The following is a 26910-nucleotide window of genomic DNA, read 5'->3' on the forward strand; positions in this document are numbered from 1 at the left end:
AGGCTCCGTTTGCTGGAATGCAAGTGTGACGTGCGGCGATGCAACAATTTATAACATCGATGTGGCCCCAGAATGACGGAATGGGTGATATGCCGAGCGCCTTAGCTGCGTCGTTGCTAATGTTGTGCGGATAAATTGGTGGTTCATGAGGTGTGAGATACGCAAAATCGTCCGGATACCGCAGAAAAATCCTCAGCTTCCGTCCGGACCTCACCATGCCACTTCACATTCCAGGGGTGCAGCGCTTTGCGCGGGCGCTCGCGAATACCGGGTTGCTTGCGGCCGCGATCTTTGCCATCGCGCCGCCCGTCCATGCTGCACCGGCCGCCCCCAAAGGCACGCTCGTTTTCTGCAGTGAGGGCAGCCCGGCCGGTTTCGACCCCGGCCAGCACACCACCAGCACCGACTTCGACGCCAGCACCGATACGATCTACAACGAGCTTGTCCAGTTTCGCAACGGCACCCTCGACCTCGAACCGGGTCTGGCGACGAGTTGGGACAGTTCGCCCGACCAGCGCGTCTACACATTCCATCTGCGGCGCGGCGTGAAATTCCAGACGACGGCGTGGTTTCACCCCACGCGCGACTTCAACGCCGACGACGTGCTGTTCACGTTCAACCGCATGCTCGATGCGCAGTTGCCGTTTCGCAAGGCTTATCCGACGAGCTTCCCGTATTTCAGCGATCTGGGTTTCGACAAGAACATCGCGCAGATCGACAAGCTCGACGACTACACGGTGCGCTTCACGCTCAAGACGCCCGACGTGATCTTCGTGCGCAATCTGGCGATGAGCTTCGCGTCGATTCTCTCCGCCGAATATGCGGCGCAGTTGAGCGCCACGCATCGCGAAGCCGATATCAACCAGTTGCCGGTGGGCACGGGGCCGTTCGTGTTGCGCTCTTACCAGAAGGACGCGCTGATCCGCTACGACGCGAATCCCGATTACTGGCGTGCGCAAGACGTCAAGCTCGCGCATCTGATCTTCTCGATCAATCCCGATCCGGCTGTACGGATCCAGAAGCTCGCGAGCGGCGAATGCCAGGTGTCGGTGTTCCCGCGTCCGGCCGATCTCGAGGTGGTCAAACGCAATCCGTCGCTGCGGCTGGTGTCGGGCGTGGGCTTCAACGTCGGCTTCGTTGCCTATAACACCCAACATCCGCCGCTCGATCGCGTGGAGGTGCGCCGCGCGCTCGACATGGCGATCGACAAGCCCGCCATTATTCAGGCCGTGTTCGCCGGCAATGCGAAGATCGCGGCCAATCCCATGCCGCCTTCGCAATGGTCTTATAACCCGAGCCTCAAGGACGCGCCCTTCGATCCCGCAAAAGCGCGCGCGCTGCTCGCGCAGGCCGGTTTTGCGAACGGCTTCGAAATCACGCTCTGGGCGATGCCGGTACAGCGTCCCTACAATCCGAACGCTCAACTGATGGCGCAACTGATCCAGCAGGACTGGGCGAAGATCGGCGTGCGCGCGAAGATCGTGAGCTACGAGTGGGGCGAATACAACCGCCGCGCGAAGCAGGGCGGCGAACACGACGTGCTGCTTTACGGCTGGTCGGGCGATAACGGCGATCCGGACAACTGGCTGGGTGCGCTGCTCGGCTGCGATGCCGTGCATGGCAGCAACGTGTCGAAATGGTGCGATCCGGCCTTCAACAAGCTGATTGACAAGGCGCGCGCCGATGCCAACGTGCAGCAGCGCACCGCGCTCTACGAAGAGGCGCAGGTCCTCTTCAAGCAGCAGGTGCCGTTTACGCCAATCGCGCATTCGATCGTGTCGCTGCCGGTGTCGAATCGCGTTCAGGGTCTGGTGTTCTCGCCGCTGGGCAGCCATCGTTTCGATGGCGTGTCGTTGCAGTAAGCCTCATCCCTTCCTCTGACACGCGGCGCCGAGACACTCCGGCGTCTCGCTGCTTCCACCTTTTCCAGCGAATACCCCTTCATCGACCGCCCGTTCAGGGTTTGTACCAACACGCCTATTTTCCGCTTTACATATCAGGTAGCCTGATAGTAAATTGACTTCAAGCCGCGAGTGCGGCACTGTCCCACGGAGAGAGACGATGAGCTACGAAGGTCGCTGGAAAACGGTCAATGTCACGGTGCAGGGCGGGATTGCGTGGGTGGCGTTCAATCGCCCCGACAAGCGCAATGCCATGAGCCCGACGCTCAACAAGGAGATGATCGACGTGCTGGAAACCGTCGAACTCGATCCTGAAGCACAGGTGCTCGTGCTGACCGGCGAGGGCGATGCCTGGACCGCGGGCATGGACCTGAAGGAATATTTCCGCGAAGTCGATACGGGTCCGGACGTGCTCCAGGAGCGCATCCGCCGCGACGCGAGCCGCTGGCAATGGCAGTTGCTGCGCATGTATTCGAAGCCGACCATCGCGATGGTCAACGGCTGGTGCTTCGGCGGCGGGTTCTCGCCGCTGGTGGCCTGCGATCTGGCGATTGCCGCCGATGAGGCCGTGTTTGGCCTCTCGGAAATCAACTGGGGCATTCCGCCGGGCAATCTCGTCAGCAAGGCGATGGCCGACACGGTGGGGCATCGCCAGGCGCTGTACTACATCATGACGGGCGAGACCTTCACGGGCCCGCAGGCCGCGCAGATGGGTCTCGTCAACAAGAGCGTGCCGCGCGCGCAGCTGCGCGAGGAAACGCTGGCGCTGGCGGCAAAGCTGCTCGACAAGAATCCGGTAGTGATACGGAATGCGAAGCATGGCTTCAAGCGCAGCCGCGAGCTGACGTGGGAGCAGAACGAGGACTACCTGTACGCCAAGCTCGACCAGGCAAACTATCGCGATCCGGAAGGCGGCCGCGAGAAGGGCCTCAAGCAGTTCCTCGACGACAAGAGCATCAAGCCGGGTCTGCAGGCCTACAAGCGCTAAGGCGCCGCCACGCTGTCCGGTCGACGCGGCGCGCAAGCCATACAACAGAAACGCGCCGCGAAAAAGAAGCCACGCTGCCCCGGCTGCAAGGTGCCCAGAAAGGCACGAGGGGCGGCACAACCAGGAGACAGGTTTTGGAATCGGACCAAAGCCACGCAGGCGGCGCACCCGGCTACCGGGGTGTCGCCATCGGCACCGTTTCGCCGCGTATCGAGCGGCGCGGCGAGTGCTGGTATCTGGAGGCAGGCGAGCCGCTGGGCGCGTATCCCGAGCGCATGACGGATTGCCTTGAACGCGGCGCGCGCGAGCATCCTGAGCGCCTGCTCATTGTCCGTCGCGATGCGAACGGCGCATGGCGCGGAGTGACCTATGCGCAGATGCTCGACGATGCACGCGCCATTGGTGCGGCGCTGCTGCAGCGCGGCCTGAACGCGCAGCGGCCCGTTGCGATCCTCTCGGGCAACAGCATCGAGCACATGCAGATGGCGTTCGGCGCAATGTGGGCGGGTATTCCATATGCGCCTGTTTCGCCGGCGTATTCGTTGATCTCGGGCGATTTCGGCAAGCTGCGTCATGTGCTGGAAGTCCTCACGCCGGGCCTCGTTTTCGCCGACGATATCGACGCTTACGCCAGCGCACTCGACGCCGTGCTGCCGGCTGGCGTCGAACGCGTGAGCGCGCTGCCCGCCCAACGCGGCGCCCATGCGCCAGCCGTCACGCGTTTTGCGGCCCTGCTCGACACCCCGCCGCATCAGGCCGACGCAGCACACGCCAGCGTCAACGGCGACACGATCGCCAAGTTTCTTTTCACCTCGGGCTCGACGCGTCTGCCCAAGGCCGTGCCCACCACGCACCGCATGCTCTGCGCCAACCAGCAGATGCTGCTGGAGACGTTTCCGCAATTCGGCATCGAACCGCCCGTGATGGTGGACTGGCTGCCGTGGAATCACACCTTTGGCGGCAGTCATAACGTGGGGATCGCGCTTTATAACGGCGGCACGCTGTATATCGACGACGGCAAGCCCGTTGCGGGCAAGTTCGAGGAAACGCTACGCAATCTACGCGAGATCGCGCCGACCATCTATCTGAACGTGCCCAAGGGCTGGGAAGAACTGACCGCGGCGCTGGAAACCGATGCCGCGCTGCGCGAGCGCTTTTTCTCGCGTGTGAAGCTGTATTTCTTTGCCGGAGCCGGCCTTTCGCAGGCGGCGTGGGAGCGACTGGAGCGCGTGACGCTCGCGCATTGCGGCGAGCGCATTCGCATCATGGCGGGGCTGGGCATGACGGAAACCGCGCCTTCATGTCTCTTCACCACCGGGCCCGTGGCACGCGCTGGTTATATCGGCCTGCCCGCGCCGGGCTGCTTCGCCAAGGTCGCGCCGGTGGACGGCAAGCTGGAAGTGCGTTTTCGCGGCCCGAATGTGATGGGCGGTTACTGGCGCGCGTCGGCAGAGCACGCGCGCGACGTGTTCGACGAAGAAGGCTATTACCGCAGCGGCGACGCTGTGCGATTCGTCGATCCGGCACGGCCCGAACTGGGTCTTGCCTTCGACGGACGTATCGCGGAGGACTTCAAGCTCGCTTCGGGCACGTTCGTGAGCGTAGGGCCGATGCGCGCGCGTATCATCAGCGAAGGCGCGCCCTATGTGCAGGACGCGGTCATCACGGGCATGAACCGCGACGATGTGGGCGTGATGATCTTTCCGCGCCTGGACGCATGCCGTGCGCTGGCGAAACTTGGCGCAAACGCGAGCGCGGCTGATGTGCTCGCCGCGCCGGGTGTGCGCGGCTTTTTCGCCGATCTGGTGGCGCGCCTGAATGTCAGCGCTACGGGCAGCGCGACGACTATCGCCCGGCTACGCCTGCTGGCCGTGCCGCCGTCGCTCGATCTGGGCGAGGTCACCGACAAAGGCTCGATCAACCAGCGCGCGGTGCTTCAGCATCGCGAGGCGCTGGTCGAAACGATGCATGCGCCTGATGTAGAAGATCCCGATGTGCTGCTTTCGCGCCCACGCAGTGTGGTGAAAAATTAAAGAGGACTCCGCATGACAAAGACATTCAGGCGCTTGTTTGCTTCGGCATTCATGACGCTCTGCGTGGGCCAGTCGATGGCCGCCGAAGCGGACAGCCCGCCCGCGGCCTTCGACCCGCCGAAGCCGCAACTCACGTATATGGGCCGCTTCAGCGTCGATCTCACCGCGCCGATCTGGGAACTCGGCGCGACCAGCGACGCGGGCAAACGCCGCATCATCCCGATCACGGGCGGCCGTGTCGACGGTCCGCTCGTAAAGGGCGAAATCCTCAACAACGGCGCCGACTGGCAAGTCGTGACGAAGGATGGCGTGGCGATGATCGACACGCGCTATCTGCTGAAGATGGACGATGGCGAATACGTCTATCTGCAAACGCGCGGTATGCGTTATGGTCCCGCCGCTGTCATGGCCGAGGTCGCGCAGGGAAAGCCCGTGGATCCTTCGCAGTACTACTTTCGCCTGTATATGAACTTCGAAACCTCGTCGAAGAAATATGCGTGGCTCAATCGCGCAATGGCGGTGGGTTACGCGATGCGGCTGGGCAACGCGGTCGTCTACGACGCGTATCTGCTGGACGCGGCGCAAAAATTCTAAGGCGAGTCGTCGTCGCCCAATGCTTCGATAAAGCGGGAAAACAGCTCCGGCTGGGTGGAAACCCCTAGCTTGGTGTAGAGATGGCGGCGGTGCACCTTCACCGTCTCCGGCGAAATCGCCAGCCGCTCGGCAATTGCCTTTGAGGAATTGCCGCGCAGCACCATGCGCGCGATGCCCATCTCCCGCTCCGTCAACAGGCCCGCGCCAAAGCGCGCGAGCGCCGCTTCCACGCGCGCGCCGAGATCGGCGGCGCCCGGTGCGATGCGCGCGGTGTCGCCTGCCAGCCGCCAGTGCTGGCGGATCGCCGCAATCACCCACGGCAGCGCGGCCGTAAGCTTGCCTAGCGGCTCGGCGTCGAAGCGCCTGGCGGCGCCCAGCGACAGCGAAAGCAGCACGTCCGGCTGCGGGCGCACCAGCACCTGGATTTCGTCCTCGCCTACCGCATCGCGGAAATAGCTCAGAAAATATTCGCTCTGCCGGAACAGGTCGGGCGCCACTTCCTCCAGCCGGTAGCACCCATCTGCCAGACCGTCGTGCGCGGCCTGCAGAAACGGATCGAGCAGATAGAGGCCGTTCAGATAAAGCGGTACGGGCGACGGCGTATCGCTGCCGCCTGCGTCGTATTCGTCGAGCACGACGGGCACTGCAGAGACACCATCCGCGCCGATCGCCGTCGCAAGCGCATTGTCGAACGGCACCATTTCATTGAGCAGCAGCACCAGAAAGCGCCAGAAACGCGGCTGACCGAGATGGTCCAGCACGCGCCCGAGCGCCTGATGCATCGCAATTTCCGTAAAGAGTCGGTCCATATCCTGATGTTTAGCGCCATGAGCGCGATGAGTACCATGAGCGCCACGATGGCCAGGCACCGCAAGGGCGTAACCCAAAATGGGAATAGCGGTCAAAAAAATGGCTTCCTAGACTGCAACGCAATCTGTGGCCCCGAGTATGGGCGTTCAAAAAAGCGCAGCATAGGAGAGCAGGATGGCAATGATGTCGGAATCCACGGGCGCGATGCAATCGTCGTCCGAGCCGCTTGAAGTCGCTCAAGCCGCTCAAGTTGTTCAAGGCGTTGAGGCCGGCGAAACGAGACGCACGCTCACGCAAACCCTGAGCGTGCGCGACGCGGTGATGATCACGGTCTCGGGCGTCACGCCCGCCAGTTCGATCTTCGTGATCGCCCCATTCGCGATCCAGCAGGCGGGCAGCGGCGCAGTGATGTCGTTCCTGCTGGGCGGCGTGCTCGCCTTTGCCTTTGCGCTTTGTTACGCGGAGCTGAGCGCCGCACACCGAAGCGCGGGCGGCGAATATGTGATGGCCAAACGCGTGTTCGGCCCCTTGCCGGGCTATCTGACCTTTATCACGGTGCTGGCGGTCAGCGTATTCATTCCTGCGGTGCTTGCGAGCGGCGCCGCGCCTTACCTCAACAATGCGCTTGGCACCCAGTTCGGCAACCAGTCCGTCGCGCTGACCATCGTGCTGCTCAGCTACGTGCTGGGCATGCTCAACATCAAGACCAACGCGTGGATCACCGGGGCGTTTCTGGTCGTCGAGGTGGGCGTGCTGATGCTGATCGCCGGACTGGGCTTTAGCGCCCCGCATCGCGGCGCAAGCGCGCTCATGCATCCGCTCGTCGCTAGCGGCGGCGCGCTGATTCCGGCCACCGCCGCCGCCATCGTGCCCGCCATCGGCACGGCGATCTTCTGCTACAACGGCTTTGGCTCGGCGGCGTATCTCGCCGAAGACCTGCGCGGGGGCAATCGCAACGTCGCGCGTGCCGTGATCTATTCGCTGCTGGTGATTCTGGTGGTCGAGCTTGTGCCGCTCATTGCGATCGTGCTGGGCGCGCCATCGCTGGGCGAACTGTCGAAGAGCGCCGATCCAATCGGCTATGTCGTGCGCGAACTCGGCAATCCCACGCTCTCGCGGCTGGTGAGCGGCGGCATCTTTCTTTCCGTGTTCAACGCGATCATTGCGATTGTCATCACGATGGGACGCCTGCTTTATAGCAGCGGCCGCCACGCGCTGTGGCCGCGCGGCTGCAATCGCGCGTTTTCGACGATACATCCGCGCTTCGATTCGCCGTGGCTGGCGACGCTCGCGCTCGCGGTGCCTTCGGCGGGACTCGTGTTCGTATCGAGTCTGGATGAGCTGACGGCCTTCACGGTGGATCTGCTGCTGGTGGTGTATCTGGTCGTCGGGCTGGCGGCGCTGGCGAGCCGTTTCACCCGCCGCGACGTCGAGCATCACTATCGCATGCCGTTGTGGCCCGTCACGCCGCTCATCGCCATCGCCGGGGCGGGCTATACGCTCTACACGACGCTCGCCACGGCCACCAAGGCGGCGGATCTCTACATCATCGGCGCGTTGCTGGTGTTCGCGCTGGTGATGTACGCGGCCTGCGCGCGCCGCAGCGAAACATTCCGCGCACTCTGAATCGCGCGAACTACGATAAATAGCACTGAAACTGGAACAACGGAGGACAGGCATCATGCGAACGAGGGAACTCGGCATCCGCATCGGGACCGGCAAGCCGGGGCGGTTTAACGCGATCACGGACGTGGCGGGCGTGCGGGTCGGGCATTGCACGCTCGAAGTCGAAAACGGCGATGCGTCGGTGCGCACCGGCGTGACGATCATCGAGCCGCGCGCAGGCGCGGCGCACGACGAGCCCTGTTTTGCGGGCGTGCATGTGCTCAACGGCAACGGCGACGCCACCGGCCTCGAATGGATCCGCGAGGCCGGACTGCTGACCACGCCCATCGCCTATACCAACACGCACAGCGTGGGCGCGGTGCGCGATGCGTTGATCGCCGCCGAGCGCGGCAGCGCACGCGATCGTGTTTATTGGTGCATGCCGGTGGTGATGGAAACTTATGACGGTCTGCTCAACGACATCTGGGGGCAACACGTCACGGCTGCACATGTGCGCGATGCGCTGGCGGCGGCGCGCAGCGGGCCGGTTGAGGAAGGGAGCGTGGGCGGCGGCACGGGCATGATCTGCCATGAATTCAAGGGCGGCATAGGCACGGCGTCGCGCGTGCTGGACGCCGAAGCGGGCGGCTGGAGCGTGGGCGCGCTCGTGCAATCGAACTACGGCATACGCGAGATGCTACGCGTGGCGGGTTATCCGGTAGGCGAGGTGCTGGGGCATGTGCATTCGCCGTTTCGCGCAGCGGATGCGAAGGGCGAGCCGGGCATGGGTTCCATCGTCGTCACGCTTGCGACCGACGCGCCCTTGCTGCCGCATCAATGCACGCGGCTCGCGCAGCGTGCGAGCGTGGGTCTCGCGCGCGTGGGCGGCGGCACGGAGGATTCGAGCGGCGATATCTTCCTCGCGTTTGCGACCGGAAATCGCGGCTTGCCTGCGGCGAACTACGGTCGCAGGGGCGCGCCTACGACAGATTTGAAGATGGTCAACAACGACCATATTTCCGCCTTGTTCGCGGCGGCGGCGGAAGCTGTGGAGGAAGCCATTGTCAACGCACTGGTCGCCGGGCGCGATGTGGCGTCGCGCGGCGCGAAAGTGGAAGCGCTGGGCGCGGCGCGGCTTGTCGATGCGTTGAGGGAAGTGGGGTGGCGGCCACGAAGCAATCACTAATTGAACGCACGACAAAGCGCCGCATATTGATACGGAATCCGTATGATATGCGGCGCTTTATTGCATCAACAATATGCATCAACAGCACGCGTCAAACTTCAGCAAGCGTAATTTCCACATCGATATTGCCGCGCGTGGCCTTCGAGTACGGGCAGGTTTGATGCGCGAGTTCAATCAGGCGATGCGCCACTTCGCGCTCCACGCCCGGTAGCGTCACGCTCAGACGTGCACGCAGCGAATAGGCTTCGTCGCGCATCACCAGGTCGATTTCCGCATCCACGGCCGTATCGCGCGGCAGCGCAACCTTCAGGCGTCCTGCCGCCAGTCCCATCGCCCCAATGAAACAAGCCGACCAGCCCGCGCCGAACATCTGCTCGGGGTTGGTACCGGGAGCGCTCGATCCCGGCGGCGCGAGCTTGACTTCGAGACGCCCGTCGTCGCTGCGGGTCGCGCCTTCGCGGCCGCCGGTGGTGTGGGTCTTGCCGGTGTACAGGACTTTTTCTGCGTTGCTCATGGTGATTTCCTTGTAGATTGATGACGAGGCGAACGGTGTATCAGCGTGGCTATGCGCGCTGGTTTAATCGCAGGGTTTCGGTTAGCTGCCGCGATACAGGCTGCGCAGCGCGTCGAGCTGGCCGTTGTGTTCGGCGTCGACCAGTTCCTGGCGGACCTGGGCACGCGTGATCTTCGTGTTGGCGTTTTGCTGCGTGGGCGTCCACGTTTGGGTTGGCGTTTGCGCAGCGGTATCGGACGAAGCCGGCACAGCGGCGAATGAAGCGGAAGCAGCCACGAGTGCGGCGCCGGCGACGAGAGCCAAAGCGATCTTCGAAACTTGCATGATGTTCTCCTTGAAGCGGTAGATGGAAAAGAACACAACCGGTTGTCTATCGAGCTCGTTGCCCAGCAGATTTCGGCGTTGATGCATTTGAACCGGCGCACGTATCTGGCGTGTTTCGCAAGCGGCCTTTATTGCAATTCCCTGTATCTGGTGCAAGCGCAGATACATGGCGACACAAATGAAGCGGCCCGCGCCACGTGACCCGCTGGACACAATCCAGATACATGCGGCTGCTTCAATCGCATCCACGGCGTTTCGCCCCCAGGCGAGCGACACAGCTTGAGTCATTCACACGGAGGAACCATGTCTGAACTTTGGCAATTGACGGCTGCAGAACTGGCAAAACACATCAAGTCGCGTGAGGTCAGCGCGCGGGAAGCGGCGCAATCGGCGCTTGCGCGTCTCGATGCGGTGAATCCGCTCATCAACGCCGTCGTGGCCGTCCATCCCGAAGAAGTCCTGCAACAGGCCGATGCCGTCGATCAGGCGATCGCGCGCGGCGAGAATCCCGGTCCCCTGGCGGGCGTGCCGGTCACCACCAAGATCAACGTCGATCAAGCGGGTTTTGCGACCACCAACGGCCTGCGTGCGCAGGAGAACCTGATCGCCCAGACCAACAGCCCCGCCGTGGACAACCTGGTGCGTGCGGGCGCGGTGCTGCTCGGACGCACCAATTCGCCGACCTTCGCGCTGCGCTGGTTCACCTCGAATCAGGTACATGGCCGCACGCTCAATCCGCGCGATCCCTCGCTCACGCCGGGTGGTTCGAGTGGCGGCGGCGCGGCGGCGGTGGCGGCGGGCATCGGTCAACTGGCGCTGGGCACGGATATCGGCGGGTCGGTGCGCTATCCGGCCTATGCGTGCGGTATTCATGGCCTGCGCCCGACCCTTGGCCGCGTCCCGGCCTTCAATGCGTCGTCGCCGGAGCGGGCGATTGGCGCGCAACTGATGTCGGCGGCGGGGCCGATGGGCCGCACCATCGAGGATCTGCGGCTGGGCCTCGTGGCGCTGGCCGCGCCCGATCTGCGCGATCCGTGGTATGTGGCGCTGCCTGTGGACGGCCCCGCAGTGCCGCGCCGCGCGGCGTTGTGTGTGCGCCCTGGCGGGCTCGACACCGTGAAGGAAGTTGAGGATGCGCTGCGCGATTCGGCGCAGCGCTTGCGCGACGCAGGCTGGGAAGTCGAGGAAATCGACGATGTGCCGTCGATGCGCGAAGCCGCGCTGCTGCAGGAGCGTCTGTGGCTTGGCGACGGTTTCGATGCGCTGGTGAGCGCCGTGGAGAAGGATGGCGACCCCGGCGCGGCTGCGGTGATCGCGGCGGCGCGCGAGAAGGTGCGCGGCCTGCCCGCCGATGTCATCAGCCAGTCGCTCGTGCGGCGCACGACGCTCACGCGCCAGTGGCGCCTGTTCCTTGCCAAGTACGCGGTGGTGCTCATGCCGGTGTCGAGCGAACTGCCGTTTGCAAGCGACCTCGACATGCAGGGCAAGGAGGGCTTCGACCGCGTCTGGGAAGCGCAACTCACGCTGCGCGCGCTGCCCGCGATGGGGTTGCCGGGACTGGCTGTCACGACCGGTCTTGTGAACGGCGTGCCGGTGGGCGTGCAAATCGTCGCCGCGCATCATCGCGAGGATCTCTGCCTGCTGGCGGGCCGCGATATCGAGGCGCGCGGCGTGCCGGCCTCTCCAGTCGATCCACGTGTTTAAAGTCGGTTTAAAGCGGGTTTAAAGCGCCATCAGGCAACGATTTTGATTCGTCGTGTGTATGTATGGCGGGCAGACACATTGGGATACATAGCGTCTGTTCGCCTGCGCTATAAAAATGCCGAAGCGTTCATTCACTGTGTTTTCGACCCTAAGGAGAAAGATGTCATGTCAGATCCCGTCAATGTCCGGCGCCGTCGGATTCTCGGCACTACGTTGGCGAGCCTGAGCCTCGCGGACCTGGGCCTGGGCAACCTGGCCCACGCGCAGTCCACGGAGGGTGCAGCGTCGAACTCGCGCACGGGCGGCAACGTCTCGTTCGGACCGATCCAGCAGATCGACGCGGGCGTCCTGAACGTCGGCTATGCCGAAGCGGGACCGAAGAATGGTCAACCGGTGCTGCTGCTGCACGGCTGGCCGTATGACATTCATAGCTTTGTCGAAGTCGCGCCGATGCTGGCGGCAGCGGGCTATCGCGTGATCGTGCCGTATCTGCGCGGCTATGGCACGACGCGCTTTCTCTCCGCCGACACGCCGCGCAACGGCCAGCAGGCCGTGACGGCCGTCGACATCATCGCGTTCATGGATGCGATGAAGATCGATCAGGCCATTCTGGGCGGTTACGACTGGGGCGGCCGCACGGCGGACTGTATCGCGGCGCTGTGGCCCGAGCGCGTCAAGGCGCTGGTATCGGTGAGCGGTTATCTGATCGGTAGTCAGGCGGCGAATAAAAATCCGCTGCCGCCGAAGGCCGAATTTCAGTGGTGGTATCAGTTCTATTTTTCGACCGAGCGTGGCGCGCAGGGTTATGCGGCGAACCGCGATGCATTCAACAAGCTGATCTGGCAACTGGCGTCGCCGAAGTGGAATTTCGATGACGCTACGTATGAGCGTACGGCCGCGTCGTTCCAGAATCCGGATCATGTGGCCGTCGTGATTCACAACTATCGCTGGCGTCTGGGCCTCGTGCAGGGCGAGTCGCGTCTCGATGCGATCGAGCAGCGCCTTGCGGCGGGCCCGGCGATTTCGGTGCCGACGATCACCATGGAAGGCGATGCGAATGGCGCGCCGCATCCGGAACCGGCAGCCTATGCGAAGAAGTTCACGGGCAAGTATCTGCATCGCAATCTGACTGGCGGAATTGGCCACAACCTGCCGCAAGAAGCGCCGAAGGCGTTTGCAGAGGCGATTTTGCAGGTGACGCATTTGTGACGGTTGGGCGCGCTGTAGATAATCTGCAGGGTGATGGAATGGAAAAGCCCGGGGAGACCCGGGCTTTTTTATGGTTGTTGGAATGATTCCCTATATGAAATTCCGCGAGGATGCACGGATATGGCAGGACGCACCAGCCGACGCCATCCTGACCGACATATTCAATGCGCACGCAGGCGCGCGGATTCTTCCGTTTCTCGATTCAATGGTGTCATGCCTGACGAATCCGGCTATTTCCTCACGCCGCATGACGACGCAGGCGCAAGCCTCACCACGGAATAGTCTCATTCTCCCAGTGCGTAAACGTACCCGTCGGACCCTGAGCGCCCAGCAGCGCGACGCGCACCGCCTCGCGTGCGCCTTGCTCGACGCTGTCCGTGCCCAGATAACCATTGAGGTTCGTCTTTGTAAAACCCGGCGAAACCGCGTTGACCTTGATCCCATCCGGCTCCAGTTCGATCGCCATGGCGACGGTCAGCGCATTGAGCGCGGTCTTCGATGCCGGATACACCGGGCCGAAAATCGACCGATACGCGAAAGCCGGGTCCGAGTTGGTTGTCAACGACCCCACGCCGCTCGACACATTGACAATGCGGGACCCCGGCGTTGCGCGCAGGATCGGCAGCATCGCCTGATAGACGGCGAGTACGCCGAACACGTTGGTCTCCCACACTGCGCGCATTTCATCGAGCGATACGCAGCCAGGGCGCGTCGTACTGGCGTAGTCCTCGAGTGACTGGCCCGGCAGCCTGCCGGTGTTCGAGATGGCCGCATTTTGAATCAGCACATCGAGGCGGCCGAATTCATCGCGCACGCGTTTCGCCGCGACCTTGATCGATGCATGATCCGTCACGTCGATTTGCAGGGCGTGAGCGTTCGGCCCGACTTCCGTGGCCGCCGCCTCGCCGCGCGCGAGATCGCGCGATCCCACCAACACGGTAAAACCGTGGCTCGCGAGTTCTTTCGCTATCTGAAGGCCGATGCCTTGATTGGCCCCGGTGACAAGCGCAACGGGTTTCTCCTGCATGGCAATCTCCTGGTTGGTTTCGGGGGCAACGATTCAGGGGCAACAATTAGCGCGCTTCGGCGGCCCATGCGATGGCGTCGGCGCCAGCGGGGATGTGCATCGGCGCCGATGGGTCGGTTGCGGCGCGCCACACGGCGACGGCGACGTCCTGTGCGTCAGTGACCGGCGACGACGTATCCGCAAACCGCGCGAGCACGCTCTGCACGAGTTCTGCATAGGCCTCGTGATCGAAGCCATGCATACGCGAGCGCGCGTTGTCGCCAAAGCGCGTGGACGGCGCGCGGCCCGGCATGACGATGTGCGCGCGCACGCCGAACTGCGCGACCTCCAGCGCCATCGCCTCGGTGAACGCGTTCACTGCGGCCTTGCTCGCCCGGTAGGCGGCGATCAGCGGCAGCGGCTTGAGCGTCACGCTCGACGTCACATTCACGACGACGCCCGCCTGACGCTGCCGGAACTGCGGCAGTGTCGCCTGCGTCATGGCGATGGTGCCGATGGTGTTGGTTTCGAAAAGCTCACGCACCGTCTCAAGCGGCACGAGTTCGGCAGGAGACGCCGCGCCGAAGCCCGCGTTGTTGACGAGTACGTCGATCGGACCGGCGGCTGCGAGCGCCGCGCGGATGCTGTCCGGTTTCGTGACATCGAGCGCGAGCACGCGCAGGCGTTCCGAAGGCGGCAGCACGTCGGCATTGGGCGTGCGCATCGTGGCGACGACCTTCCAGTCGCGGGCAAGGAAGAAGCGGGCGATTTCAAGGCCAAATCCGGACGAGCAGCCGGTGATCAGGACGGTTTTCATTGTGGCTCCGTTGCGATGATGGAAACGTGCCCCTACGATAGATCGCTGAACCCGTACTTGCTACAATAAAAGATCCGAAAAACATTGGCAGGAGTCCGGCGATGATCGACCCGCTGGCGGAAGTGGTGATGCTGCTGCAACCGGGCGCACGGTTCTCCAAGCTGGTCCACGGCGCGAGTCCGTGGCGCATCAGCCGCTCGGATGCGGGCCAGCCGTTCTATTGTGTGGTGCTGGAGGGCGGCTGCCGCATCGCCATCGACGGACATGCGCCCATCGAGCTGCTCTCGGGGGATTTCGTGCTGATTCCCGCGGCCTATGGCGTCGCGACGTCCAGCCTCGTGCAGCCGCCGCCGGGCGTCGAAACGCCAGCACCCGCGCCGCTGGGCAATGGCGAATATCGCATCGGCGCGCTGGACCGGCCGATCGATGCGCGCATGTTGGTCGGTCACTGCAGCTTCGGCTCGCCGGATGCGTCGCTGCTGGTCTCGCTGCTGCCGCAAATCGTGCATGTGCGTGGCGAGCAGCGCCTCGCCACGCTCGTCGAACTGGTGCGGGAAGAGTCGCGCGAGCAGCGGCCCGCGCGCGAGGTGGTGCTCTCGCGGCTGCTGGAAGTGCTGCTGATCGAGGCGTTGCGGTCGATGGCGGGCACGAACGCCTCGCCGGGGTTGGTGCGTGGACTTGCCGACCGGCGTCTTTCGGCCGCGATCCGCGCGATGCACGAGCAGCCGACGCACGCGTGGACCGTTGCGGATCTCGCGAAAGAAGCGGCGCTTTCGCGGTCGACTTTTTTCGAGCGCTTCAACCACGCGGTCGGCGTCGCGCCGATGGAATATCTGCTGACATGGCGCATGGCGCTCGCCAAAGACCTTCTGCGCCGCAACCAGGGCCGCATCGCCGAAATCGCGCAACGCGTTGGCTACAGTTCGGCCAGCACGTTCAGCGTCGCGTTCACCCGCCACGTCGGCCGCCCGCCCACGCAGTACGCACGCGAGGAGCAAGTGGTGGGGCGCTGATTTGAAGGCGAACCCACATCTCGCGATCGTTACGATTTACCCTCTGCAAGCCGCTTAACCAGAAAATCGATCACAGTCCGCAGCATCGCAGTAGGGCGCAGATCGCGCGAATGCACCAGATGCATCGGCGTATGCACATGGCTCCATTCGGGCAGTACGCAAACGAGGCGACCTTCGGCCAGATCGTTTTCCAGCAGCATTTCCGGTTGCAGGACGATACCCGTGCCACTCAGTGCAGCGGCACGCAACGCGCGACCATCATTCGCGCTAAAGCGTCCCTCAACGGGAACATGGCATATTTGCCGATCCGGGCCAACCAGGGTCCAGAAGAATTCTTTCTTTCGCCAATAGGAAAGACCCAGGCAGGCATGCTCGCGCAGGCTTTCCGGCGAGTCGGGCAAACCGTGCTGCTCGATATAAGAGGGCGCAGCCGCGAGCACACGTCGGTAAGCATGCAACGCGTGGGCGACGAGATCCGCGCTATCGAGTTCGCCGATATGGATGGCGAGGTGATAACCCTCGCGCATCAGATCGACGGGCGCATTGTCCAGCGTGAGATCCACGCTGACTTCAGGATGGAGTTCGAGATATTCGGCCAGCACCGGCGCGAGTTTTTCGCTGCCAAAGCTCACGGGCGCGACGATCTTGAGCGTGCCGCGCGGGCTGCTGCGCAATTCGGCGGCGCTGGCTTCGGCCTGTTCGAATTCGTGCAGTGCGCGTTTGCATCGCTCGTAATAGAGCGCGCCAATTTCCGTAAGCTGATGTTGACGCGTGGTGCGGTGAAGCAGCTTTGCGCCGAGCCGCTCTTCGATATCGCGCACATACCTGGCGGCCATCGTGGCGGTGACATGGCTGAGCGCTGCCGCCGCCGCAAAGCTCCCGGCTTCGACAACGCGGACAAACATCTGCATGCCGGCCAATTTATCCGCCATTCGAAACCTCGCGGTTCAGGCTGTCACAACCTAACGTCCGTTTATCCATGATTCGCGCTTCCCCATAATGACTGCGTCCGCGTCAATGGAACGCGGGAAAAACGGAGTCATTATGCCTATCCTTCGAATCGAAATGCACCCCGGCAAGACGCTGGAACAGAAGCGCGAACTGGAACGCGGAATCACGGACGTGTTTGTGGAAACCCTGGCCTGCCCGCCCGAAGTGGTTGAGATCGTCTTTAGCGAAATTGGGAAAGATGCGTGGGCAACGGGCGGCAAGCTGAAGTCGGATACGTGATGTAAGCCCGGCAAGCCTGGTTGATGAAATGGCTTTGCGTTAAATCGCAAAGCCATTTTTCATGGCCGCGCAATCACTATCGCCACTCAATCGGCAAAATCAGTCGATGCCGATAGTGCTTTCCAGTTTTGCGTTTCCTGCTCTACGTAAGCGTTCTTTGCCGCGATCGCAGCCAGCGTGTCCGTACCCAGCGGAAGGCGCAGCGGCGGATTCGACGCCTCGACCAGCGTGACCATGGCAGCGGCGAGTTTGATCGGATCGCCGGGCTGGTTGTGATTCATCTGCACGGCCTTGCGGCGAACCGCACCCGAGGTTTCGTCGTAATCGTCGATCACGTCTGGCGCCACGACCAGTGACGACGCATCCAGAAAGTCGGTGCGGAAATAACCCGGCTCGACTACGGTCGCGTGGATGCCCAGCGGTTTTAATTCGGCATGGAGGGCTTCTGTAATGCCCTCTACAGCGAATTTTGTCGATGAGTAGACCCCAAATCCTGCCGCCGCCCGATAGCCGCCAATCGACGAAATATTGATGATGTGGCCCGCGCGTTGCGCGCGCATCGCCGGCAACACCGCGCGTGTGACGTTGAGCAGGCCGAACACATTCGTGTCGTACATGCGGCGCACGTCCTTGTCGGCGGATTCTTCGACCGCGCCCAGCAGGCCAAAGCCCGCGTTATTCACCAGCACGTCGATGCGGCCGAATTTGTCGAGCGCCGCCTGCACGGCGGCCCTGGCCTGTGCCTCGTCGGTCACGTCCAGTGCCACCGGCAGCAGCGCGGCGGATTCGCCGAGCCGTTCGACGATGGCCTGGGCATTGCGCCCGGCCGCCACGACCGCATTGCCGTCGGCGAGCGCTGCCTGCGCGATCAGCGCGCCGATGCCGCGCGACGCGCCCGTGATGAACCATACGCGCTTGAAATTGCCTTGTTGTGCGTCAGCCATGATGTTTCTCCTACGTGGGGGGATGAAGTGCTGCCATGGTAGGCCTCGCGATTGACACGAACTAGACGTCGTTCACTGGAGTGATAATCAAGTTTTTCTTGCGAATCTGAGGCGCGAAAGATGAACGGAATTCGTGCAATCAATACCTTCGTGCGAGCCGCGACGCTCGGCAGCCTGCGCAGCGCGGCGGTCGATCAGGGCATTTCCCCGCAGGCCGCGAGCCAGGCGGTGATGCAACTGGAGAAAGATCTGGGCGTGCGGCTCTTTCATCGCACCACGCGCAAACTGAGCCTGACGGAAGAGGGGCAACGGCTGCTCGACAGCGTAACGCCCGCGCTGACGATGCTCTCAGGCGCGCTGGACGAAGCCCGGCGCTCGAAGGATGAAGTGGGCGGCGTGCTGCGCGTGAGTGCGCCGCGCGCTTTCGGCCTGCCGGTTCTGTGGCCGTATTTCGAGGAATTCCAGAAGCGCTATCCGGATGTGCAACTCGAAGTGCAATTCGACGATCAGTTCACGGATCTCGTGACAGACCGGGCCGACGTGGGTTTTCGCGGCGGACCGCCACCGTCGGGTGGCTCGATTGCGCGCCGGCTGGTGCCGATCCAGTTGATTGTGTGCGCCTCGCCGGACTATATCGAGCGCAACGGTGCGCCGCGCACCATCGACGAGCTGGCGCAACATCGTTGCACGGGGTATCGGCGCGCGAATACGGGCAAGCTCGCGCAGTGGCAATTTCTTGTCGGCGATGAAATCGTTTATCGCGATCTGCCCGCGGCCATCTGCGTGAACGATACGGAACTGGAAACGCAGGCGGTGCTGGCGGGCCTTGGCATCGGGCAGTTGGGGAGCTTCAACGCCACGCGTCATATCCGCAGCGGCCGGCTTGTTGCGCTGCTGCCGCAGCATGTCACCGAATACGGGATGATCTACATCTACTATCGGCATCGGACCGAACAGCCGCTGCGCGTGCGTACGTTCATCGACTTCATGGTCGAGCGCATGACCGGCAATCGCGATTTCTTCCTGGACGAGTCCGAACTTCGCGCGGCGCAGCAGGTGAAACGCAAACGCGGGGCGAAGCGGCGAGAGTAGCGTTTCGTGGATCGAATCGAAGAAAGCGCGCCATTGACGGCGCGCTTTCCATTTCCTTTCGACTCCTGATCAACCTTTCTTTCCATCGACGCCCAGCAAACCGCGAATCGTCTGCTCGGTCTGGTCGTAATCGCCCTCGCCGAAATGGCTGTAGACCAGCTTGCCGTTCTTGTCGATGAGATACTGCGCGGGCCAGTACTGGTTGTTGTACGCATTCCACGTCGCATATGAATTGTCCTGCGCGACGGGATATTCGATACCGAAACGCGCGACCGCTTTCTTCAGGTTGTCGGTATTGCGCTCGAACGGGAGTTCGGGCGTATGTACGCCGACTACCACCAGCCCCTTGTCGCGATAGCGCGAATACCACTCCTTCACATAGGGCACGGTATGCGCGCAGTTGATGCAGTCGAAGGTCCAGAACTCGACCAGCACGACCTTGCCGCGCAACTGCTTCAGATCGAGCGGCGGACTGTTGATCCAGGTGTTGATGCCGGTGAAATCGGGCGCGGGTGCGCCGTTCTGCACGGCGGCCGGTTCGGTGGCGGCGGGGCTGGCAGTCGATGCAAAGACGGCGTACGCGGCGGTGGCGGCCAGGGCGGTGGCGACGGCGGCGATCTTGAGACGTTCGAACATGTCGGGCTCTCCAGGAAAGGTTGGGATACGGGTGCATTGGACCGTGCGCACGTATCCGCTACATGTCCCCAACGGCTGCCGTGTGCAACGTAATGTGTCGCGGCCCGCGCCGGATACCTGGCGATACAAATCGGCCGCGCCGTGCGGTGCTTCATGTATCCGCGTGTATCCCGGCAGCGGCGCGATACATACGGAGGCGCCGCGCGCGGTTTCCCGACATTCACCCGATACATCCAGACCTTGAAATACCGCACATGGCCAGGGCGCCGCGTGCGTTCCTCGAATTTTGTGTGGATCTGTCTGGAGACCGACTCATGTTGCTGCTCGTCGTCGCATTCATCGGCGGTGTGTTCACCGTCCTCAGTCCCTGCATCCTGCCGGTCGTGCCGTTCGTATTCGCGCGCTCGGACCAGCCCTTTGTCACCGGCCGTCTGCCCTTGCTGATCGGGCTGGGCGGCACCTTCGCACTGCTCACGGGACTGGGCGCAGCGGGGCTCGAGGGCGCAGCCCGGTTGAGTGAGTATGGGCGCTATGTCGCGCTGGCGCTCTTTGCGGTATTCGGCGCGGCGCTGCTGTTTCCCGCGCTGGCCACGCGGCTGGCGCAGCCGCTGACCACGCTCGCTGATCGTTTCGTCGCGCGCTCCGGTGGTTCCGGTGGTTCCTATGGTTCCGATCGTTCCGATGGTTCCAGCACGCAGGGCACGGCGGCCCAGGTTGGGCCGGCGTTGTTGCTCGGCGCGGCGACGGGGCTGCTGTGGGCGCCTTGTGCCGGGCCGATCCTCGGTTTGATCCTGACGGGCGCGGTCCGCCATGGCGTGACGTGGCAGACATGGGCGGCGCTTGGTGCGTATGCGGCGGGCGCAGCGTGTTCGCTCGCGATAGTCGCGAGTCTCGGCAAGCGTGCGATGGATGCGCTCAAGCGCTCCCTGGGTGTGGGCGAGCATCTGCGCCGCGCATTGGGGGTGCTCGTGCTGGTGACGGTGGGTGCGATTGCATCTGGCGTCGATACGCGGGTGCTCGCGCATTTGCCGGGTTCGCCGACCGAAGCGCTGGAAAACCGGCTGACCGGCCAGTTGAATGCGAACGCCACCGCTGCGGCGGCGTCGGTTGTGACCGTCCGACAGGCGCGGCAGTCGCCGAAGGCGAGCAGCCTGCGCGTTTCCACATCCGCCGCCGCTGTGCCGCCCGCTGCCGCGCTGCCCGTGGAAGGCACCTTGCCGTCGCTCGATGGGGCATCGGCGTGGCTGAATTCCGCGCCGCTCGCGCCGCAGGATCTGCGCGGCAAGGTCGTGGTGGTCAACTTCTGGACCTATTCGTGCATCAACTGTTTGCGCACGCTACCGTATCTGAAGACCTGGGCGCAGCGCTATCAGAACGACGGGCTGGTGGTGATCGGCGTGCATACGCCCGAGTTTGGATTCGAGCACGACGCCGGTAACGTAAAGCGCGCGCTGGCGGATCTGGGCATCCGCTATCCGGTTGCGATCGATAACGACTATCGCGTCTGGAACGCCTTCGGCAATGCGTACTGGCCGGCGTTCTATATCGTCGATGCGCAAGGCCGCGTGCGTTATCACCACTTCGGCGAGGGCGACTACGGGCAGGCCGAGCGGGCGATCCGGCAATTGCTCGCGGAAAACGGCCACTCGACCGATGCGCATGCGGCTCACGTCGTGCAGGCGAGCGGCGCGCAGGCCCCGGCCGATCCCGCCGATACGGGTTCCGGTGAAACGTATCTGGGTTATCGCGAGGGGCGCGGCTTTGCTTCGCCGCAAGCGTTGCAGCCCGATAGCACGGCCAGTTACACGCTGCCCGCCAATCTGCCGCTCAATGCGTGGGCGCTCGACGGGCGCTGGAATATCGGCGCGGAATCGGCTGTGCCTGCAGCGCCGCAAGCGGGCGTCGCCTACCGTTTCCACGCGCGCGATCTGCATCTGGTGCTGGCGCCTGCGCCGGACGGCAAGCCGGTGCGCTTTCGCATCACGATCGACGGTGCTGCGCCCGGGGACGCACACGGCGCCGATGTTGCCGCGGACGGTACGGGCGTCGTGACGGGCGCGCGGCTTTATCAACTGGTGCGCCAAAGCGGGGCGATTGGCGACCGCATCTTCGAAATCCGCTTTCTCGATGCCGGTGCGCGGGTCTATACGTTCACATTCGGTTGAGTGCGACGCGCGGGGAGAGCAAGTATCAATCGTCTCCCCAGCGCCAGTGCGGCGGCTCGCCCTTGAGCCAGCAGAGGCCGATGAGCACGAGGCTGAGCAGCGTGACCGCCAGAATGAACGCGCCCATGTGGCGATCCGGCGCGAAAACGCGAATGGTCGCGCCCAGCAACGCGAAATAGCCGAGGAGGACGAGCCAGCCCTGCCAGCGCGTCGGCAGTCCCCAGCCCCAGCCATAGCGTTTGGCGGGGAACCAGTAGTCCCGGTTGGATGACATCGTTTCGCTCCTGGTCGTGGCGTTGATCCTTCGGTATTGTCGCTTCTTCTGTGTGCAGGAGGCCAGATATTGCAGTAATTTATAAAAAATTACTGCAATGCTGTAACGATCTTTGCAGTAAAATCTAAAAAATTACTGCAATTTCTACGCACCATGCCAGGCTTTCCTCTCTACCAGCGGCACGATCAGGCCTTCTGCTCCCAGTATGCAAACGTCGAACAGGGCGCGGCCGCGCAGCCGCGCGTGCTGGTGGGGGCGCCCGGCACGATCGTCGAACACGATCGCGGCAACGCCGTCTACTACTACCGCCAGTTCATGGACGCAGAGGGCAAGCGTCAGCAGCTCAGTCTGGGCGGCCCAAAGGGCGATGCCGAGGCCGACGAACGCGTCGCGGCAGTGACCGGGCAGATCGAACAGGCCAAGGATCTGATCAGCCGCATCCGGGAGCTGGCCAAACTTGGTTTTCAGATCGCCGATAACAAAACCTACGCGACCATGGCGGTCCTCTACAACCACGGTCTGTTCCAGGCGGGCGCGGTGCTGGTCGGCTCGCACGCCTATGCCGTGCTGCTCAACAGTCTGGGCATCAAGGCGATCGCCTACGAGACCGAGGATATCGACATCGCCCGCGCGCGCCAGCTCGCCTTGCAGAATCTGCCTTCGGGCGGCCTGCTCGACATCCTGCGGGAAACCGGCATCGATTTCGTGCCGGTGCCGCCGTTCAACCGGGGCGATCCGCCCACGTCGTTCAAGCAGGCGGGCAAGACGCGTTTTCACGTCGATCTGCTGGTGCCGTCGAAGGACGATACGTTTCCAACTGTTGCAGTGCCCGAACTCGGCGCGCATGCGAGCGGGATGCCGTACCTCGCGTACCTGCTGGGCCAGTCGCATATGGGCACGCTGATCTCGCGGCATGGCGCCGTGCCCGTGCGCGTGCCCGATCCGGCGCGCTTCGCGATCCACAAGATCCTCGTGTCGCGCCTGCGCACCAATATGCTGATCAAGTCGCAAAAGGACGTCCAGCAGGCCTGCGTGCTGCTGGCGATGCTCGGCGAGCATCGCAGCGGCGATATCGAGCAGGCCTGCGCGGATCTGCCGAAATCCGCGCGTGCGCTGGTGCGCCGCGCGCTACCCGACGTGCAACGCACGCTCGAGGCCCATGAGGGCGCGCTGGCCGAGTTCGAGGAAGGACTGGGCGCCTGAAATGTGGGGCAGGTTCGGCCCAGGTCACGTGAGACGATCGGGCATGTTGTTGACGCGGACCGGCATTCGCGCGGCGCGCGCCCGGGCATAAAGTTCACTCCATCGACGGCGGCCTTCGCTGCCTCAGGTTTCAGGAGTGAAGTCATGAACGCATGGATGACAAAACATGAGCCGATGCCCGCGGGCTTCTTCGGCATCGCGGTGGGCACGCTCGCGCTGGCGGGTGCATGGCGGGTCGCCGCAAAGCTTTGGGAAGTGCCGGCCTTCGCGGGCACGGCGCTGACGGTCCTGGCACTCGTGGTGTGGGCGGCCGTGATGGCGATGTATGGGCTCAAGTGGGTTGCGCACCGCGAAGCCGCACGCAAGGAATGGCAGCACGAAGTGCAGTCGTCGTTCGTGGCGCTCGGGCCGGTGTCGACGATGCTGGCGGCGCAAGCGGTCAAGCTCTGGTCGCACGACGTGGGTCTGGCGCTGTTCGTGGCCGGAGCGGTGGCGCAAATCGGCGTGGGTGTGATGCTGCACGGCCGGCTCTGGCAAGGCGGCCGCAACGCCGAACTCGTGACGCCCGCGATCTATCTGCCGACTGTCGCGGCGGGTTTCGTGGCGGCCACGACGGCGGCAGCATTCGGCCTGCCGGAGCTGGCGGTGATGTTCTTCGGCAGCGGGGCGCTTTCGTGGCTCGCAATCGAATCGAAGCTGCTCAACCGCGCCGCGCTTGCCGCACCGACCGCGCCGGCCCTGCGTCCGACCTTTGGCGTGCAGCTCGCGCCGCCGGTGGTGGGCGGAGTCGCATGGATGGCGATCATGAGCAGCATGCATGTGTCACTGACGGGCGCAGCAGGGATCGTGGCTTACGCGCTGCTCGGTTATGGCCTGTATCAAGCGCTGTTGCTGCTGCGTTTGCTGCCGTGGATTCGCGCCCAGGCTTTCGCGCCCTCGTACTGGGCCTTCAGCTTCGGCGTCGCGGCCCTGCCGACCCTCGCGATGCTCATCGCCCAGCACGGCGGTCCGCTGTGGGTGCATGAACTGGCTTTCGTCCTCTTCGTCGCTTCGACTGGCGTGATCGGCCTGCTGATGGTCAAGACCGTCGCGCTGCTGTGGGAAGGCAAGCTGCTGCCGGTCCGCGCGCTGCAATAACGCGATCAAAGCGCTGTCGATCAAGGCCTCACCTGTACGGTGAGGCCTTTTTTTACGTCGCTGTTTTACATCACTGCTGCTGTTGCTTCTGCAGATACTGGCGAACGTCGGTGATCGATACGCGGCCCGAATGCGCCGCGTCGATCTGGTCGAAATGCTGCGCGATGTAGCCCAGGCCATTGGACTGCGCCTGCGCCTTCGTCACCGTCGCGCCTTGACTGAGCACCGTGTTCGCACCGAGACGCGCTTCGATGCGCTTTTGTGCTTCCTGCTGCAACTGCGTGCCCGTCGAAGGCGTCACGGGCTGCGGACGGTTGGCTGGAAAGAACGGGCCGTCAACGCCGTGTCCGCCTTTGGGCAACTGGACGGGCGCCACGGACTGGGTTGCCGCCTGCGCCGTGCCGATTACAGCAACGGCCACGAGGAGCGGCGCGATACGCCACAGCTTGCTGGATGGATACATGATCGCTCTCATTCAAATAGATAGATTGGAGTCCTGCATAAGCGTTCGAATCACGGAGCGAATCACGGCTCGATCGCGGCCTGGGCGGTTGCGGTCGGCGAACCTGCGGGGCTTTCGTCGGGCCACGGCGCGGGCAGCGTCCACACAGAAAGCGCGAGCGGGATCGGCTGGCCGGCGTAATACTTGACGAGATCGCTCTTCATCTTCGGGCGCGCGGTGTCATCCAGATAGATCATGTGGCCGCCCGGGAAGAAGTTGACCTGCAGATTCGCATTCAGACCGGACACCGTCTGCAGTCGCGCAAGTTGTTTCTCCGTGTTGAAGAACGGTGTCGCCAGGTCGTGGTAGCCGTTCTCCGAAAGCACCTTCAACTGTGGATTGAGCGTGATCGCGCCCAGCAGGTCGGGCAGGGTGTCGGGCAGCGGCTGGCCGTCGTGCGAGAAGTCCCAGACATTGATGATGTTGTCGTTCAGCGGCATGAACGTCGCATTGGGCGCCGTATAGCCGAGGTAATCCGGCAACTGCGTGGCCAGTGCCGTCGTGAACGGCTGCGAGATCAGGATGTCCGAGGGATCGCCGTCCGATTGCAGGCGCGGGTCGGAGTTCGGCAGCGAAACGCGCCCGTCATAACGTCCGATCGTGGTGCCCGGAATCAAAGCGTTATTGAAGGGATTCACGTTGAAGTAGCCCTGCAACGCCTGCAAGGTCAGACTCGAAGGCCAGCGCCACGAATCCAGCGTGCGCGCGGGCGGGAACACCGGCGTGCCGAGCGCGTCGGGAATGCCTAGCTGACTCAGCGTCCACGTCTGCGCGTACTTCTTGAAGTGGTTGTACTGGCCCGTCGCAAAGATTTCCGATTGCAGCGCAAACAATCCCTGATCGATCAGCGGCGGCGAGGTCAGGTTGAAGTACGCGGCGACTTCCGCATAGCCCGGGTAGTAGCCCGCGAGCGTATCGGTGTCCAGTTGCAGGCCGGCCGTCGAATCCGTGATGGCGGTGGCCTCGATCGCATCGGCGTAGTAGTTGAGGATCGACGACTGCAGCACGATGCCGGTGAGCGGTACGCCCGCTGTTTCGAGCGAAAGCGCGAGCATGTCCGTACGCGGCGTGCCATACGATTCGCCGTAGAGATAGATCGGCGAGCTGCCGCGATTGTTGACGGCCAGATAGCGTTCGATGAAATCGCGCATCACGCTGACATCAGGATCGCAGCCCCAGAACTTCTGGTTGGTATTGGGCAGAATCGCTTCCGAAAGACCCGTGCCCGGTGGATCGATAAAGACCATGTCGGTGGTGTCGATCAGGCTGTCCGCGTTATCGACGACCGGGAAATTCGGCCAGTTCGTGAGCAGCGGGTCGGGCGTGGCCACACGTGTCGGCGCGAACGAACCCAGGCGCAGCCAGATCGACGACGAACCTGGACCGCCGTTGTAGATGAAAGTGACCGGACGCGGCGAGCCGTTGGCCGAGGGCGCGGTGTAGGCGACATAGGACATGCTGGCCTCGGGATTGCCATTGGCGTCCGATGCGGTTAAATGCCCGGTGGTCGTCGTGTAATTGATGGTGGTTTTCCCGGATTTCCATTGGTAATGCATGACGGCGGCTTTTTCCGCCACCTGCGAAGCCGTCAGACCGTCATTGGCATTGGGCGAATAGGCAATTGGATCGATATAGGGTTGATTGGTACTGGAATTGGCATTCGATTGCGAGGCATTCTGCTGCGTGGCCGCGACCTGTTTCATCGCGGTGGCGGAAGCGCCGGAGCCGCTGTCGCCGCCCCCGCAACCTGCCAGCATCAGGATTGACGCGACCAACGCTCCCGGTCCGGCCAGCCGGCCCAAAGAGCGGGCGCGGCGCTTGCTATAACGGCTGTCCGCATTCATATCTGTCCCTGTGAATGGTGAATACCGCATGCGTCAATGCCGCGCTCGCCGGAACGCCGGATCGCAACGATTTAAAAAGACAAAGCGAATCCACGTCGGCGCGAATGTGGCTGACAATTAACTTTCTATAACCGACATTTCTAATACAATTTGTTGCGGTGAAAATTAATCAGGATGCC

General features: G+C 63.3%; 25 protein-coding genes. 14 read left to right on the forward strand and 11 right to left on the reverse strand.

Annotated elements, in window-relative coordinates; genetic code table 11:
* Positions 1-215: 215 nt before the first annotated feature.
* From VG320_RS07255 to VG320_RS07270, 4 genes are all read left to right on the forward strand, one after another.
* Positions 216-1862 carry an ABC transporter substrate-binding protein gene (locus VG320_RS07255; protein ID WP_327199450.1) on the forward strand — a complete coding sequence of 549 codons (1647 nt, stop codon included), beginning with the start codon at positions 216-218 and terminating at the stop codon, positions 1860-1862.
* A gap of 199 nt (positions 1863-2061) precedes the next feature.
* Entirely contained in the window at positions 2062-2889 is an 828-nt protein-coding gene (locus VG320_RS07260) for a p-hydroxycinnamoyl CoA hydratase/lyase (protein ID WP_327199451.1), read from the forward strand.
* A 134-nt stretch (positions 2890-3023) separates the two neighbouring features.
* Positions 3024-4922, forward strand: coding sequence for a feruloyl-CoA synthase (locus VG320_RS07265; RefSeq protein ID WP_327199452.1), 1899 nt, complete (start codon positions 3024-3026; stop codon positions 4920-4922).
* A 12-nt stretch (positions 4923-4934) separates the two neighbouring features.
* Positions 4935-5516, forward strand: coding sequence for a DUF3237 domain-containing protein (locus VG320_RS07270; RefSeq protein WP_327199453.1), 582 nt, complete (start codon positions 4935-4937; stop codon positions 5514-5516).
* On the opposite strand, the gene VG320_RS07275 is transcribed toward VG320_RS07270, so the two are convergent.
* On the reverse strand, positions 5513-6325 hold the full coding sequence (locus VG320_RS07275; RefSeq protein WP_327199454.1) for a helix-turn-helix transcriptional regulator: 813 nt from the start codon (positions 6323-6325) through the stop codon (positions 5513-5515). The genes VG320_RS07270 and VG320_RS07275 overlap by 4 nt on opposite strands.
* Before the next feature lie 175 nt (positions 6326-6500).
* On the opposite strand from VG320_RS07275, the gene VG320_RS07280 reads away from it, so the two are divergent.
* Together VG320_RS07280 and VG320_RS07285 are read left to right on the forward strand one after the other, a co-directional pair.
* Complete coding sequence (locus VG320_RS07280; protein WP_327199455.1) at positions 6501-7952, forward strand: APC family permease; 1452 nt, start codon at positions 6501-6503, stop codon at positions 7950-7952.
* Positions 7953-8007: 55 nt separating this feature from the next.
* The gene (locus tag VG320_RS07285) at positions 8008-9117 is read left to right on the forward strand and encodes a P1 family peptidase (RefSeq protein WP_327199456.1); all 1110 of its coding nucleotides are present in this window, start codon (positions 8008-8010) and stop codon (positions 9115-9117) included.
* A 91-nt stretch (positions 9118-9208) separates the two neighbouring features.
* Here VG320_RS07285 and VG320_RS07290 read toward each other — a convergent pair whose 3' ends face one another.
* Positions 9209-9631 carry an organic hydroperoxide resistance protein gene (locus VG320_RS07290; RefSeq protein ID WP_327199457.1) on the reverse strand — a complete coding sequence of 141 codons (423 nt, stop codon included), beginning with the start codon at positions 9629-9631 and terminating at the stop codon, positions 9209-9211.
* A gap of 81 nt (positions 9632-9712) precedes the next feature.
* Positions 9713-10243 (reverse strand): DUF4148 domain-containing protein, encoded by a 531-nt coding sequence (locus tag VG320_RS07295; RefSeq protein ID WP_327199458.1) that lies wholly within the window; start codon positions 10241-10243, stop codon positions 9713-9715.
* 15 nt (positions 10244-10258) lie between these two features.
* Here VG320_RS07295 and VG320_RS07300 point away from each other — a divergent pair, with 15 nt between their 5' ends.
* Positions 10259-11659 (forward strand): amidase family protein, encoded by a 1401-nt coding sequence (locus VG320_RS07300; protein ID WP_327199459.1) that lies wholly within the window; start codon positions 10259-10261, stop codon positions 11657-11659.
* 165 nt (positions 11660-11824) lie between these two features.
* Positions 11825-12868, forward strand: a complete 1044-nt coding sequence (locus tag VG320_RS07305; RefSeq protein WP_327199460.1) for an alpha/beta hydrolase — start codon at positions 11825-11827, stop codon at positions 12866-12868.
* 268 nt (positions 12869-13136) lie between these two features.
* Here the strand turns inward: VG320_RS07305 and VG320_RS07310 are convergent, their stop codons facing one another.
* Together VG320_RS07310 and VG320_RS07315 are read right to left on the reverse strand one after the other, a co-directional pair.
* Complete coding sequence (locus VG320_RS07310; RefSeq protein WP_327199461.1) at positions 13137-13895, reverse strand: SDR family oxidoreductase; 759 nt, start codon at positions 13893-13895, stop codon at positions 13137-13139.
* Positions 13896-13941: 46 nt separating this feature from the next.
* Complete coding sequence (locus VG320_RS07315; protein WP_327199462.1) at positions 13942-14691, reverse strand: SDR family oxidoreductase; 750 nt, start codon at positions 14689-14691, stop codon at positions 13942-13944.
* Between the two features lie 101 nt (positions 14692-14792).
* Here VG320_RS07315 and VG320_RS07320 point away from each other — a divergent pair, with 101 nt between their 5' ends.
* A complete protein-coding gene (locus VG320_RS07320; RefSeq protein ID WP_327199463.1) occupies positions 14793-15704 on the forward strand; it encodes an AraC family transcriptional regulator in 912 nt (303 codons plus the stop codon).
* Positions 15705-15733: 29 nt separating this feature from the next.
* Here VG320_RS07320 and VG320_RS07325 read toward each other — a convergent pair whose 3' ends face one another.
* Positions 15734-16636 (reverse strand): LysR substrate-binding domain-containing protein, encoded by a 903-nt coding sequence (locus VG320_RS07325; protein WP_327199464.1) that lies wholly within the window; start codon positions 16634-16636, stop codon positions 15734-15736.
* Between the two features lie 112 nt (positions 16637-16748).
* On the opposite strand from VG320_RS07325, the gene VG320_RS07330 reads away from it, so the two are divergent.
* The gene (locus VG320_RS07330) at positions 16749-16934 is read left to right on the forward strand and encodes a 4-oxalocrotonate tautomerase (protein WP_327199465.1); all 186 of its coding nucleotides are present in this window, start codon (positions 16749-16751) and stop codon (positions 16932-16934) included.
* Between the two features lie 86 nt (positions 16935-17020).
* On the opposite strand, the gene VG320_RS07335 is transcribed toward VG320_RS07330, so the two are convergent.
* Positions 17021-17878, reverse strand: coding sequence for an oxidoreductase (locus VG320_RS07335; protein WP_327199466.1), 858 nt, complete (start codon positions 17876-17878; stop codon positions 17021-17023).
* Positions 17879-17998: 120 nt separating this feature from the next.
* Here VG320_RS07335 and VG320_RS07340 point away from each other — a divergent pair, with 120 nt between their 5' ends.
* Complete coding sequence (locus VG320_RS07340; protein ID WP_327199467.1) at positions 17999-18970, forward strand: LysR family transcriptional regulator; 972 nt, start codon at positions 17999-18001, stop codon at positions 18968-18970.
* 69 nt (positions 18971-19039) lie between these two features.
* On the opposite strand, the gene VG320_RS07345 is transcribed toward VG320_RS07340, so the two are convergent.
* Positions 19040-19606 (reverse strand): thioredoxin family protein, encoded by a 567-nt coding sequence (locus tag VG320_RS07345; protein ID WP_327199468.1) that lies wholly within the window; start codon positions 19604-19606, stop codon positions 19040-19042.
* A 314-nt stretch (positions 19607-19920) separates the two neighbouring features.
* On the opposite strand from VG320_RS07345, the gene VG320_RS07350 reads away from it, so the two are divergent.
* Positions 19921-21771, forward strand: coding sequence for a cytochrome c biogenesis protein DipZ (locus VG320_RS07350; protein ID WP_327199469.1), 1851 nt, complete (start codon positions 19921-19923; stop codon positions 21769-21771).
* Positions 21772-21796: 25 nt separating this feature from the next.
* On the opposite strand, the gene VG320_RS07355 is transcribed toward VG320_RS07350, so the two are convergent.
* Positions 21797-22045 carry a hypothetical protein gene (locus VG320_RS07355; protein WP_327199470.1) on the reverse strand — a complete coding sequence of 83 codons (249 nt, stop codon included), beginning with the start codon at positions 22043-22045 and terminating at the stop codon, positions 21797-21799.
* Positions 22046-22198: 153 nt separating this feature from the next.
* Here VG320_RS07355 and VG320_RS07360 point away from each other — a divergent pair, with 153 nt between their 5' ends.
* On the forward strand, positions 22199-23248 hold the full coding sequence (locus VG320_RS07360; RefSeq protein ID WP_327199471.1) for a GSU2403 family nucleotidyltransferase fold protein: 1050 nt from the start codon (positions 22199-22201) through the stop codon (positions 23246-23248).
* A 144-nt stretch (positions 23249-23392) separates the two neighbouring features.
* The gene (gene tehA / locus VG320_RS07365) at positions 23393-24385 is read left to right on the forward strand and encodes a dicarboxylate transporter/tellurite-resistance protein TehA (protein ID WP_327199472.1); all 993 of its coding nucleotides are present in this window, start codon (positions 23393-23395) and stop codon (positions 24383-24385) included.
* Positions 24386-24455: 70 nt separating this feature from the next.
* Here tehA and VG320_RS07370 read toward each other — a convergent pair whose 3' ends face one another.
* Both VG320_RS07370 and VG320_RS07375 read right to left on the reverse strand, forming a co-directional pair.
* Positions 24456-24848 (reverse strand): 2-oxoglutarate dehydrogenase, encoded by a 393-nt coding sequence (locus tag VG320_RS07370; RefSeq protein WP_327199473.1) that lies wholly within the window; start codon positions 24846-24848, stop codon positions 24456-24458.
* A 62-nt stretch (positions 24849-24910) separates the two neighbouring features.
* Positions 24911-26731 (reverse strand): S10 family serine carboxypeptidase-like protein, encoded by a 1821-nt coding sequence (locus VG320_RS07375; RefSeq protein WP_327199474.1) that lies wholly within the window; start codon positions 26729-26731, stop codon positions 24911-24913.
* Between the last annotated feature and the right edge of the window lie 179 nt (positions 26732-26910).

This window comes from Paraburkholderia sp., from assembly GCF_035948235.1.
Lineage (GTDB): Bacteria > Pseudomonadota > Gammaproteobacteria > Burkholderiales > Burkholderiaceae > Paraburkholderia.